Source organism: Paraoerskovia sediminicola (assembly GCF_030296575.1).
GTDB lineage: Bacteria > Actinomycetota > Actinomycetes > Actinomycetales > Cellulomonadaceae > Paraoerskovia > Paraoerskovia sediminicola.
On sequence record NZ_AP027729.1, the window covers coordinates 324,233 to 336,341 of the forward strand.

Annotated in this window: 8 protein-coding genes, 4 pseudogenes and 1 riboswitch; of the genes and pseudogenes, 7 read left to right on the forward strand and 5 right to left on the reverse strand. The window is 73.0% G+C overall.

What is annotated here, in order from left to right:
• Window positions 1-146: 146 nt before the first annotated feature.
• The 6 genes and pseudogenes from QUE47_RS01695 to galK all read left to right on the forward strand — a co-directional run.
• A pseudogene (locus tag QUE47_RS01695) lies at window positions 147-653 on the forward strand (DUF1003 domain-containing protein); the annotation flags it as partial.
• Window positions 654-882: 229 nt separating this feature from the next.
• Window positions 883-2,052 (forward strand): Mrp/NBP35 family ATP-binding protein, encoded by a 1,170-nt coding sequence (locus QUE47_RS01700; protein ID WP_286218312.1) that lies wholly within the window; start codon window positions 883-885, stop codon window positions 2,050-2,052.
• Window positions 2,053-2,147: 95 nt separating this feature from the next.
• Window positions 2,148-2,687, forward strand: a complete 540-nt coding sequence (locus tag QUE47_RS01705) for a DeoR/GlpR family DNA-binding transcription regulator (RefSeq protein WP_286218313.1) — start codon at window positions 2,148-2,150, stop codon at window positions 2,685-2,687.
• Window positions 2,648-2,989, forward strand: coding sequence for a DeoR/GlpR family DNA-binding transcription regulator (locus QUE47_RS01710; RefSeq protein WP_286219351.1), 342 nt, complete (start codon window positions 2,648-2,650; stop codon window positions 2,987-2,989). Before QUE47_RS01705 ends, QUE47_RS01710 begins: the two co-directional genes overlap by 40 nt.
• 29 nt (window positions 2,990-3,018) lie before the next feature.
• Window positions 3,019-4,308: a galactose-1-phosphate uridylyltransferase gene (gene galT / locus QUE47_RS01715; RefSeq protein ID WP_434019746.1), complete on the forward strand. Its 1,290-nt coding sequence runs from the start codon at window positions 3,019-3,021 to the stop codon at window positions 4,306-4,308.
• Entirely contained in the window at window positions 4,305-5,552 is a 1,248-nt protein-coding gene (gene galK, locus QUE47_RS01720) for a galactokinase (RefSeq protein WP_286218315.1), read from the forward strand. Before galT ends, galK begins: the two co-directional genes overlap by 4 nt.
• Before the next feature lie 75 nt (window positions 5,553-5,627).
• On the opposite strand, the gene QUE47_RS01725 is transcribed toward galK, so the two are convergent.
• From QUE47_RS01725 to QUE47_RS01745, 5 genes and pseudogenes are all read right to left on the reverse strand, one after another.
• Window positions 5,628-6,425 (reverse strand): exodeoxyribonuclease III, encoded by a 798-nt coding sequence (locus QUE47_RS01725; protein ID WP_286218316.1) that lies wholly within the window; start codon window positions 6,423-6,425, stop codon window positions 5,628-5,630.
• Window positions 6,426-6,478: 53 nt separating this feature from the next.
• Window positions 6,479-7,372 (reverse strand): bifunctional methylenetetrahydrofolate dehydrogenase/methenyltetrahydrofolate cyclohydrolase, encoded by an 894-nt coding sequence (locus QUE47_RS01730; RefSeq protein WP_286218317.1) that lies wholly within the window; start codon window positions 7,370-7,372, stop codon window positions 6,479-6,481.
• A gap of 160 nt (window positions 7,373-7,532) precedes the next feature.
• A pseudogene (glyA, locus tag QUE47_RS01735) lies at window positions 7,533-8,827 on the reverse strand (serine hydroxymethyltransferase).
• 99 nt (window positions 8,828-8,926) lie between these two features.
• Window positions 8,927-9,015: riboswitch (ZMP/ZTP riboswitch) on the reverse strand.
• Window positions 9,016-9,036: 21 nt separating this feature from the next.
• Window positions 9,037-10,491, reverse strand: a complete 1,455-nt coding sequence (locus QUE47_RS01740) for a hypothetical protein (RefSeq protein ID WP_286218318.1) — start codon at window positions 10,489-10,491, stop codon at window positions 9,037-9,039.
• A 137-nt stretch (window positions 10,492-10,628) separates the two neighbouring features.
• Window positions 10,629-11,146 (reverse strand): annotated as a pseudogene (locus tag QUE47_RS01745) (GNAT family N-acetyltransferase).
• A 102-nt stretch (window positions 11,147-11,248) separates the two neighbouring features.
• On the opposite strand from QUE47_RS01745, the pseudogene purU reads away from it, so the two are divergent.
• Window positions 11,249-12,108, forward strand: a pseudogene (gene purU, locus QUE47_RS01750) (formyltetrahydrofolate deformylase).
• Window position 12,109: the final 1 nt, after the last annotated feature.

Here is a 12,109-nt window from a genome sequence, read left to right on the forward strand (position 1 = left end):
CCCGGTCGCCGCCACGAGCCCGGTCCGGGCCGCGTTCGCAGCGGGGGCCGCGGCGCGCGCGGACGCCCGCGCCGACACGCGTGCGGGCTCACGCCCGGATTCGCGCGCAGACTCACGGTCGCGGCCCGAGAGCACCGGGGGTGGCCGTGGCTGACCGTCTCGACCAACCCCGCAACCCGCGCCGGTCGATCATCCCGCGCCTGAACTTCGGCGGCACCGACGCGTTCGGCAAGCTCTCGGAGTCGATCGCCCGGTTCATGGGGACCCCGCGCTTCATCCTCTACCTGACCCTGTTCTGCATCGTCTGGCTCGTGTGGAACTCGTGGGGGCCGGAGAGCCTCCGCTTCGACCAGGCGAAGAACGGGTTCACCGCGCTGACGCTCATGCTGTCGCTGCAGGCGTCGTACGCGGCCCCGCTGATCCTGCTCGCGCAGAACCGGCAGACCGACCGCGACCGCGTGCAGGCCGAGCAGGACCGCCAGCGCGCCGAGCGCAACCTCGCCGACACCGAGTACCTCGCGCGCGAGATGGCGTCCCTGCGGATCGCCGTGAGCGAGGTCGCGACGCGAGACTTCCTCCGCTCGGAGATGCGCAACCTCCTCGAGGAGCTCGAGGAGCAGCGGGAGGCCGAGCAGCGGGCCGAGGACGAGCGCCGTGCCGAGAAGCGCAAGGCGCAGAAGCGCAAGGCCGCGCTGCGGCAGGCGGAGAGGCGCGAGACCGAGAGACGCGAGGCGGAGGAGCGAGAGAGCGAGAAGCGCGAGACTGAGAGCCGCGAGGTCGGGGACCGCGCCGGCGACGAGGTCGAGGGCTGAGCACCGCCTGCACCCTCCGTCGTCGGCCGGCCCGGCTGAGCACCGCCCGCGCCGCCCTACGATGGACGGCATGGTTGCCCACATCGAGCTGACCGAGCTGGAGGCCCTCGCCGACCAGGTCCGCGAGGCGCTGTCCTCCGTCATCGACCCCGAGATCGGGCGGCCCATCACCGACCTCGGGATGGTGCGCGACGTCGGGCTGGAGACGCGCGACGTGGGCGGCGCGCTCGCCGTCGTCGGCATCGACCTGACCGTCGCCGGCTGTCCGATGAAGTCGCGGATCGTCAAGGACGTCACGGCCGCCGCGCTCACGGTGTCGGGCGTCGAGGACGTCCAGGTCGAGCTGGGCGCGATGAGCGCCGAGCAGCGCGAGGAGCTGCGGACCAAGCTGCGGGGCGGGGTCGGCGAGCCGGTGATCCCGTTCGCCCAGCCGGACTCACTCACCAAGGTCTACGCGATCGCCTCGGGCAAGGGCGGCGTCGGCAAGTCCACGGTCACCGCGAACCTCGGTGTCGCGCTCGCCCGGCAGGGCCTCAAGGTCGGGATCGTCGACGCCGACATCTACGGGTTCTCGATCCCCGGCATGCTCGGGGTCGACCGTCAGCCGACCCGGGTCGACTCGATGCTGCTGCCGCCGGTCGCGCACGGCGTGAAGGTCGTCTCGATCGGCATGTTCGTGCCGAAGGGTCAGCCGGTGGTCTGGCGCGGGCCCATGCTCCACCGCGCGCTGCAGCAGTTCCTCGCCGACGTGTACTGGGGTGACCTCGACGTCCTCCTCCTGGACCTGCCTCCCGGAACCGGGGACATCGCGATCTCCGTGGCCCAGCTCCTGCCCGGGAGCGAGATCCTGGTCGTGACCACCCCGCAGACGGCGGCGGCGGAGGTCGCGGAGCGCGCCGGGTCGATCGCGTCGCAGACGAACCAGCGGGTCGCCGGCGTGCTCGAGAACATGTCGTGGCTGGAGCAGCCGGACGGCTCGCGCCTGGAGCTGTTCGGCTCGGGCGGGGGCGAGCGGGTCGCCCGCAACCTGTCCGCAGCGACCGGCTACGACGTCCCGCTGCTCGGTCAGGTCCCGCTCGACGTCGTCCTGCGCGAGGCCGGCGACGCCGGGACGCCCGCCGTCCTCGTGGAGGGCGGCGCGCCGTCGGCCGGGGCGGCGGCGTTGGACGACGTCGCCCGCAGCCTCGCTGTGCGCGGCCGCGACCTCGCCGGCCGATCGCTGGGGATCTCCCCGCTCTGATCCTGATCGGAGCCGGTCAGAACCAGCGCTGGGCGGTCCGAGGGCAGGAGTCGCGCCTCGTTGCGCAATGTTCATTTGTGTTCAATACTGTGAACATGCTCGCTTCCCAGCGCCACGAGCGCCTCCTGGCCGAGATCCGCCGCAGCGGTGCGGTCCGGATCGCCGACGCCGCCGCCACGCTCGACGTCTCCGACATGACCGTGCGGCGCGACCTCGCGGACCTCGCCGAGCGAGGCCTCGTCGAGAAGGTGCACGGCGGCGCGGTGCTGCCGCACGCCACCGTCCACGAGCCCGGCTACAGCGCGAAGTCGACGCAGAGCACGGCGGAGAAAGAGGCCATCGCCGACGCTGCGATCGCCCTCGTCTCCCCCGGGACGGCGATCGCGCTCTCGGCCGGCACCACGACCGCGACGCTCGCGCTGAGGATCGCCGCCGACCCGCAGCTGCGCCCGCTCACGGTCGTCACCAACTCCCTCCCGGTCGCGGAGATCCTGCACGGCGCCGGGGACCGCGCGCTGGAGACGATCCTCACGGGGGTTCCCGGACGCCGTCCGACGCCCTGGTCGGTCCCGTCGCCGAACGGGCGCTGTCCACCCTGCGCGTCGACCTGGCCTTCGTCGGCGCGCACGGGGTGAGCGCCGAGGCCGGGCTGACCACGCCGAACATCGACGAGGGCGCGACCAACACCGCGCTGATCCGGTCGGCCGCGCGCACGGTCGTGCTCGCCGACCACACCAAGTGGGACGAGACCGGGCTCAGCAGGTTCGCCGCGCTCGACGAGGTCGCGGTGCTCGTCACCGACTCCGGGCTCGACGGGTCGGCGCGCGAGGCCGCCGAGGCGGTCGTCGGGGAGCTGGTGGTCGCCGAGGTCGCCCCCGGCACCACCGAGACCGGCGGCCGTGCCCGCACCACCGACGACACCGAGGACGCCCAGTGAACCGCCTGTCCCGCCGCACCCCCGCCGTCATGGCGGACGGCCGCGAGCTCATCTACTTCGACGACTCCCCGGAGTACGTCTCCGGCGAGCTCACACGCCGGCTCGACGACGCGCGCCCCCTCGGTGACCGGTACGCCGACGTCCCCGGCCCCGACGGCACCCCGCGGCCGTTCCAGGGCCCGGAGATGCGCCAGGACGTGCTCACCGGCGACTGGATCCCGATGGCCGCGCACCGCATGAACCGGACCTTCCTGCCCGCCGCCGACTCGTGCCCGCTGTGCCCGGCGACACCGGGCGCCGCCTACTCGGACGGCGAGATCCCGGACACCGACTACGACGTCGTCGTCTTCGAGAACCGCTTCCCGTCGCTCATGCGCGTCCCCGGAGCACCGCTGCCGAGCGAGGTCGCGCCCGTCGACGCCCTCCACGCCGCGGCACCCGCCGCCGGCCGCTGCGAGGTCGTGTGCTTCTCCAGCGACCACCACGGCTCCCTGGGGTCGCTCAGCCTCACCCGGCTGCGCACCATCGTCGAGGCGTGGGCCGACCGCACCGCGGCGCTGGCCGCCGAGCCCGGGGTCGCGCAGGTGTTCTGCTTCGAGAACCGTGGCCGCGAGATCGGCGTGACGCTCCCCCACCCCCACGGTCAGATCTACGGCTACCCGTACGTCACCCCGCGCACCGAGCGGCTGCTCGAGCGGGCGCGCACGTACCGCGACAGCACCGGCGGCAACCTCCTGCGCGACGTCCTCGCCGACGAACGCTCGAGCGAGCGGCTCGTCCTCGAGAGCGAGCACTGGTCCGCGTACGTCCCGTTCGCTGCGCGCTGGCCCGTCGAGGTGCACCTCGCACCGCACCGTGACCTCGCCGACCTCACCGAGCTCACCGACGCCGAGCGCGACGACCTCGTCACGATCTACCACGCGCTCCTGCGCCGCCTCGACCAGTTCTTCGTGGACGGCGACGGGTCGGCGATCCCCCTGCCCTACATCTCGGCCTGGCACCAGGCACCGGTCACCGCCGGGCGTGCGGGCACGGGTCCGTCCTCCGACGTGTCGGACGGCGACGCGACGGCGGACGGCGCTCCCCTCGCCCGGCTGCACCTCGAGATCTTCTCGATCCTCCGCTCGCCCGGGAAGCTCAAGTACCTGGCGGGCTCGGAGTCGGGCATGGGCGCCTGGGTCAGCGACACGACGCCGGAGCGCATCGCCGGCAGGCTTCGCGAGCTGGGGCCCGTGCGGATCACGACGGGCCAGGGAGGCGCCGACGGCACCGACGGCACGACCGAAGACAGCACGAGCAGCAAGGGAGGGGCCGCATGACCGCGCTGCACGAGGCATGGAGCCGTGACGAGGGCGCCGCGCGGGCGACGTCGCTCTTCCGGTCCACGTTCGACGCCGATCCCGCGGGCGTCTGGTCCGCCCCGGGGCGCGTCAACGTGATCGGCGAGCACACGGACTACAACGCCGGCCTCTGCCTGCCGATCGCCCTCGCCCAGCGGACGTTCGTCGCCCTGAGCCCCCGGGAGGACGACCGCGTCCGCCTCGCGTCGGCCCAGGAGTCCGGGGTCCGCGAGCTCGCCCTCGCGGACGTCGCCCCGGGATCCGTGGACGGTTGGCCGGCCTACGTCGCCGGCGTCGCCTGGGCGCTGCGCGAGGCCGGGCACGTGGTGGGCGGTTTCGACGCCGTGGTGGACTCGTGCGTCCCGTACGGCGCCGGGCTCTCGTCCTCCGCGGCGCTCGAGTGCGCGTTCGCCGTGGCGCTCGACGACGTCGCGGGCCTCGGGCTCGGCGCGTCCGACGCAGGCCGTGCCGAGCTGGCCGCCGCCTGCATCCGTGCCGAGAACGAGATCGCGGGCGCTCCGACCGGCGGTATGGACCAGAACGCCTCCCTGCGCTGCACCGCCGGGAGCGCCCTGCTGCTCGACTGCCGACCCGGGCTCGACCCGGTCGAGGCCACGACCCAGGTGCCGTTCGACCTGGACGCGGCGGGGCTGGCGCTGCTCGTGGTCGACACCCGCGCGGAGCACCAGCTCGTCGACGGTCAGTACGCCGCTCGGCGCGCGACCTGCGAGGACGCGGCGCGCACCCTGGGCGTCTCGTCGCTGCGCGAGTTCGCCGACGCCATGGCCGGGTCCGGCGGGCCGGACGCCGCAGCGGCGGAGCTCGCGGCAGCCCTCGAGGCGCTGCCCGACGACGTCTCCCGCCGCCGGGTGCGTCACGTCGCCACCGAGATCGGCCGGACGCGGGAGCTCGTGGAGCTCGTGGGGTCCGGCGGCTTCGACGCGGCGGGCCCGCTCATGGATGCCTCGCACGACTCGCTGCGCGACGACTACGAGGTCTCGTGCCGGGAGCTCGATCTCGTCGTGACCACAGCTCGGGACGCGGGCGCGCTGGGTGCACGGATGACCGGCGGAGGCTTCGGCGGCTCGGCGATCGCCCTGGTCCCCGCGGCTCGCGCCACCGAGATCGGTGACGCCGTCGTCTCGGCGTTCGCCGAGCAGGGGCTCACCGCTCCGGACCTGCTGCTCGCGACCGCCGACGCTCCGGCCGGCCGCGACGTCTGAGCCGGTCGGGGCGCCTGAGCCGGTCGGGACGGCTCAACCGGCCGCGACCCGTCGGCGCGCGGCGATCAGGGAGCGTCAGACCTCGTAGGTCGCGACGACGGGTGCGTGGTCGCTGAACCGCGCCTCGTACGTCTCGGCGCGGTCGACCTCGACCTTGACCGCGGCCTGCGCGAGCGCCGGGGTCGCGAGCTGGTAGTCGATACGCCAGCCGGAGTCGTTGACGAAGGCCTGGCCGCGCCAGGACCACCACGTGTACGGGCCGGGTCCGTCGCCGCCGAGCGCCCGCCCGAGGTCGACGAGACCGATCTCGTCGAGCCACGTGTCGACGTACGCGCGCTCCTGCGGCAGGAACCCCGCGGACGTGCGGTTGCCCTTCCAGTTCTTGAGGTCGACCTCGCGGTGGGCGATGTTGAGGTCGCCCGCGACGACGGCGCGGCGGCCGTCGGCGGCGAGCTCGCGCAGTCGCGCGGTCACGAGGTCGAGGTGCGCGTACTTCGCGTCCATGGTCTCGGGCTTCGCCGTCGTCCCCGAGTGGAGATACGCCGAGACGACCGTGAGCACGCCGCCGTCCAGCAGCTCGAGGTCTGCCTCGACCCAGCGCCCCGTGTCCACGGCGGGCTCGGCGTCCGACACCCCCGTCCGCACGGCCAGGACGGGGAGCCGCGACGCGACGGCGACACCGGCGCGACCCTTGATCTCGGACGGCTGGTGGGCGACGTGCCACCCCTCGAGGAGGTCGCCCACGACGTCGTCGGGCGCACGGACCTCCTGCAGCAGCAGGACGTCCGGTGACCGGACGTCGATCCAGGAGGCCATGTCGCGCTTGAAGGCCGCGCGGATGCCGTTGACGTTGACCGTGGCGATGGTGAGCACGGGAGCCATGAGACCACGGGCCTCCGACATCCGACGAACCCCGGGCCGGGCCGTCAGCGTGAGGCGTCCGCCTGCGCCCGCTCCGCGGAGTCCACCACGTTCGCGAGGAGCATCGCGCGCGTCATCGGCCCGACCCCGCCGGGGTTGGGCGACAGCCACGACGCCACGTCGGCGACGCCCGCGTCGACGTCGCCGCGCAGCCGCGCCTTGCCGGTCTCGGGGTCGACGACCCGGCTCACGCCGACGTCCAGGACCACCGCGCCGGGCTTCAGGTGCTCGGCCCGGACGAACCCGGGGACGCCCGCCGCAGCGACGACCACGTCGGCGGCGCGCAGGTGCGCCACGACGTCCCTGGTGCCGGTGTGCGTCAGCGTCACGGTCGCGTTGACGTCCTTGCGGGTCAGCAGCAGACCGATCGACCGGCCGACCGTCGTCCCGCGGCCGAGCACGACGACGTCCTTGCCCGCGAGGTCGACGTCGTGCCGACGCAGCAGCTCGAGGATCCCGGCGGGCGTGCAGGGCAGCGGCGAGGTGATCGGCTCGGCGGTGCGCAGCACCAGGCGGCCGAGGTTCGTCGGGTGCAGCCCGTCGGCATCCTTGTCCGGGTCGATGCGCTCCAGGACGGCGTTCGTGTCGATGCCCTTCGGCAGCGGGAGCTGGACGATGTACCCGGTGCACGCCGGGTCCGCGTTGAGCCGGTCGATCGCGGCCTCGACGTCGGCCTGGGTGGCGTCCTCGGCGAGGTCCTCGCGGATCGAGGCGATCCCGACCTCGGCGCAGTCGCGGTGCTTGCCGCGGACGTACGACACCGAGCCCGGGTCCTGGCCCACGAGGACGGTGCCGAGCCCCGGGGTCACGCCCTGCTCACGCAGCACGGTCACGCGGTCGGCGAGCTCGGACTTGATGACGGCGGCGGTCGCCTTGCCGTCGAGGATCTGTGCGGTCATGTGGGTGCTCCTGGTCGGACGACGGGTCGACGGTCGTGAGGTGACGTGGCCGCTCGCGCCGAACCGGCGGTCGCAGCGGCCGACCCGGCGGTCGTGCGTGATCCCGTCGTCCGGATCACGCACGACCGCCGGTTCGGCGAGCGGAGACGTCGCGTCTCGGTCAGTACTGCTCGAGGCCCGGGTACAGCGGGAAGGCCTCGGTGAGCCGGTCGACCCGGGCACGCAGCGCGTCGACGTCCGCCGACGCGCCGCCCTTGAGGGCTGCGGCGATGATCTCGGCGACCTCGGCGAACTCCGTGTCACCGAAACCGCGCGTCGCGAGCGCCGGCGTCCCGATCCGCAGGCCGGACGTCACGCGCGGGGGCGCGGGTCGAACGGGACGGCGTTGCGGTTCACCGTGATGCCCACGGAGTGCAGGAGGTCCTCGGCCTGCTGGCCGTCGAGCTGCGAGTGACGCAGGTCCACGAGCACGAGGTGGACGTCGGTCCCGCCGGTGAGCACGGAGACGCCGGCCTCGGTCAGGTCGGGCTGGACGAGGCGGTCCGCGATGATGCGCGCACCGTCGATCGTGCGCTGCTGGCGGGCCTTGAAGTCCCCGGACGCGGCGACCTTGAAGGACACCGCCTTCGCGGCGATGACGTGCATGAGCGGGCCGCCCTGCTGGCCCGGGAACACCGCGGAGTCGACCTTCTTCGCGTACTCCTCCTTGGACAGGATGAAGCCGGACCGAGGGCCGCCGATCGTCTTGTGCACCGTCGACGAGACGACGTCGGCGTACGGCACCGGGGACGGGTGCAGGCCCGCGGCGACGAGCCCCGCGAAGTGCGCCATGTCCACCCAGAGCTTGGCGCCCACCTCGTCGGCGATCGAGCGGAACGCCGCGAAGTCGAGCTGGCGCGGGTACGCGGACCACCCGCCGATGATGACGTCGGGGCGCTCCGCGAGGGCGGTCTCCCGCACCTTGTCCATGTCGACGAGGTGCGTCTCGGGGTCCACCCCGTACGCCGCGACGTCGTACAGCTTGCCGGAGAAGTTGATCTTCATGCCGTGCGTCAGGTGGCCGCCGTGCGCCAGCTCGAGGCCGAGGATCTTGTCGCCCTTGTTGATGAGCGCGTGCAGCACGGCCGCGTTCGCGGTGGCGCCGGAGTGCGGCTGGACGTTCGCGTGCTCCGCACCGAAGAGCGCCTTGGCGCGCTCCTTGGCGAGGTTCTCGGCGACGTCGACCTGCTCGCAGCCGCCGTAGTAGCGGCGCCCCGGGTAACCCTCGGCGTACTTGTTCGTGAGCACCGAGCCCTGGGCCTGCAGGACGGCGCGCGGGACGAAGTTCTCGGACGCGATCATCTCGAGGGTGCCGCGCTGGCGCGCGATCTCCCCGTCGAGGACCGCGGCGATCTCCGGGTCGAGCTCGGAGATGTTCTGGTTCATGACATCGGCGGAGCCGGGCTGGTCGCTCATGCTTCTCCTCAGGGCTGGCAGCTGGGAACTGTCGGTGGACGAAACTGAGAGCCCGCACCCGCCGGGTTCACGCACGGGCACGCGCCCTCACGGGCGAGTGACCGGGGCCCAGGCGAACGACCCGAAGTCTGCACAGCTCGTCGCTCCCCGGTGGTGATCCACCTGATGCGCCAGTCGCGACGAACCGATCGTAGCAGCGACGCGAGACCTCAGGCGGGCGCGAGCTCGCGGTCGGTGTCGGCCTGGGCGTCGTCGGCGCCCGACCCGCCGCGGCGGTCGCGCTCGTCGGCAGCGGTGTGCCCGACGTGCTCGCCGAGCTCGCCGAGCTCGCCGAGCTCGTCACCTGCGCGCGACGGCTGCTCCGCGCCCGCCGCAGCGGCCCGGGTCTTCGACCCGTCCCAGTTCTCGTCCCACGTCGGGACCGGCCGCGAGCTCCCGGCGGGGCGGGCCCCGATGCCGAACATCTCGACGCGACGCGTGTGACCCGTCGCGGGCAGCGACCGGCCGGCGGGCGCCGGCTCCTTCTCGCGCGCTTCGGCACCGTCGAGCGTCGCAGCGACCGTCCCGCCGACCGTCGCTCCGGGGACGACCGGTGCGGTGGGGGTGGCGACAGGTGCCTCGACAACCGCGTCGGGGGTCTTATCGGCGGTCTCATCGGCGGTCCCGTCGACCTTGCCCTCGACCGTCGCGTCGACCTGCCCGTCAGTGTTCATGTCAGCGTTCATGTCGGCGGCCACGTCAGCGTCCACGTCGGAGGCAACGGCAGGCCTCTCGGCGTCGGCCTGCTCCTGCGGGCCGTCCTCCCGGGACTCGCCCGAGCCCGTCGGCCGCGCTGCCTGCGCGGCGGGCGCGACGTCGTCCGACGACTCGGTGACGCCGGCCGCCGGGGCTGCTGCCGAGGACGCCGCGACCGTGGCCGGCGAGGCCACCCGGCTCGTCCCCCGCTTCTCGGAGGTCGCACCGATGAGGTCGAGACGGTTGCCGTGCCGCTCCGCGGCCTCCAGGCGCTCGACCCAGATCTGCATGCGCCGCTCGAAGTCCTCGACCGTCAGGAGCTTCAGGGCACGGTCGCGGGCGGCCAGCTGGTCCCGGTGCGTGGACCGCACCTTCTGCGTGCCGCGCCGCCCGCCGTCGTTGTCCAGACGCGCGTCGCGCCAGAGCTCGAGCGCGGTCACGTACTGGTGGACGCGGTGCTCGCGGCGACGCTCGTCGAGGGTGTCACCGGTGACCAGGTGCCGTTCGCCGACCAGGGCCAGGTGCCACATGAGCGCGGCCACCAGCGGCGGCACGAAGCGGAAGACCACCATGTACGGGGTGCTCGCGCTCGCGACGGCGACCTCGTGGAGCGCGGCGAACACGCCGGACGTCCCCGAGAGGATCCACGTGAGCGTGAGCAGCACCCCGTACGGCCGACCCTCGAGGGCCGCGTTGCGCGCCATGAGCGCCACCGCGACGAGGCTCACCTCGAGGAACCCGGCGAGGGCGTACGCCTCGGCGGGCTGCATGCCGGCGACCTCGAGCCCGAACAGGACCATGCCGCTGTATGCGAGAGCGGTGGCGATGAACGCAGCGACGACGACCGCCACCATGGGCAGGTGTCGGCCGCGGTAGCGCACCTGCGTCGGGTTCGCGGCCGGGCCGCTGGTCGGGTCGATCTGGGTCACTGCTGCCTCCGAGGTCCTGTGAGCTCCGCATATAGGAGCATTCAGGACTATCGAAAGTCAATGCGCGAATCGGACATCCGGCCGCGCCCGACGCACCGGCGACGGCCCGTCGAGGCCGGGGATCGCGGCTTTCGCCGTCAGGCCGGTCGGACGCCGGTGTCGTCCACGGCCCGGACCTCGGCCTCGCCGAGGATGCGCCGAAGGTAGGTGTAGGTCAGGTCGCCGGCGGTCTTGTCGTACTGCTCCTCGTACCCCTGCTGCTCGTAGAGAGAGAGTTGTGCCGCGAGTCCTTGCCGGTGAAGACCCAGATCTCCGTGGTCTCCTCGGGCAGGTACGGCAGGACGGCGAACATCAGCTTCGTGCCGATCCCTCGCCCCTGCATGTCCGGGGCCACGGCGAGCCGGCCCAGCGTCGCACGGCCGTCCTCGAGCTCGACCCGCACGGATCCGACGAGCCGGGAGCCGTCCCAGGCGCCGAGGGTCACGACGTCGTCGAGCGCCATGTCCTCGCGCAGCTCGTGCAGGGTCTGCGTGAGCGGCGGGATGTTCGGGTCCCCGTACACCTGCGCCTCGGTCACGAACGCGGCGCGGCGGAGCGTGAGGAGCTCGCCCGCTACATCGTCGGGGACTACGTCGATCCGGAAGCTGTCGGTCATGCCCTCATCGTGTCACGACAGGCCGCTCAGGGCTTGCGATCCCGTGGTGGGAGCGGGGTGATTCCGTGCAGCCCAGGCGCCCACCCTCGGTAGGCTGACCCGGTGCACACGACCGACGACCCGACCCACTGGATCCTGACCCTCTCCTGCCCGGACCGCCCCGGCATCGTCCACGCGGTCTCCGGCGCCATCGCCGGTCGAGGCGGGAACATCACGGAGTCGCAACAGTTCGGGGACCCCGGCACCGGGCTCTTCTTCATGCGGGTCCAGGTCCTGTCGACCGCGGGCCGCGCCGAGCTCGAGTCGGCCTTCACCCCCGTCGCGCAGCAGTACGACATGACGTGGCAGCTCGACGTGTCGGGCCGCCGGGTCCGGACCCTGCTCATGGTGTCGAAGGCGCCCCACTGCCTGGTGGACCTCCTCTACCGCGAGCGCCACCAGGACATGCCGATCGACGTCGTCGGCGTGGTCGGCAACCACACCGACCTCGCCGAGATCGCCGAGTTCTACGGCAAGCCGTTCCACCACGTGCCCGTCACCCGGGACACGAAGCCCCAGGCCGAGACCCGCCTGCGCGAGATCGTCGCCGAGCTCGACGTCGAGACCGTCGTGCTCGCCCGGTACATGCAGATCCTCTCCGACGAGCTGTGCCGAGACCTCAACGGTCGCGTCATCAACATCCACCACTCGTTCCTGCCCAGCTTCAAGGGCGCGCGGCCGTACGCGCAGGCGCACGAGCGGGGGTCAAGCTGATCGGCGCGACCTCGCACTACGTCACCGGAGACCTCGACGAGGGTCCGATCATCGAGCAGGACGTCGAGCGCGTCGACCACTCCCGGTCCGTGGACGACCTGGTCGCCCTCGGGGAGGACGTCGAGCGGCGCACCCTCGCACGCGCCGTGCGCTGGCACGCTGAGCACCGCGTCCTGCTCAACGGCCACCGGACGATCGTCTTCCGCTGAG

Coding starts and splice junctions, on each gene's coding strand:
- QUE47_RS01700 (WP_286218312.1), top strand. CDS start 883: ATGGTTGCCCACATCGAGCTGACCGAGCTGGAGGCCCTCGCCGACCAG.
- QUE47_RS01705 (WP_286218313.1), top strand. CDS start 2,148: ATGCTCGCTTCCCAGCGCCACGAGCGCCTCCTGGCCGAGATCCGCCGC.
- galT (WP_434019746.1), top strand. CDS start 3,019: ATGGCGGACGGCCGCGAGCTCATCTACTTCGACGACTCCCCGGAGTAC.
- galK (WP_286218315.1), top strand. CDS start 4,305: ATGACCGCGCTGCACGAGGCATGGAGCCGTGACGAGGGCGCCGCGCGG.
- QUE47_RS01730 (WP_286218317.1), bottom strand. CDS start 7,372: ATGACCGCACAGATCCTCGACGGCAAGGCGACCGCCGCCGTCATCAAG.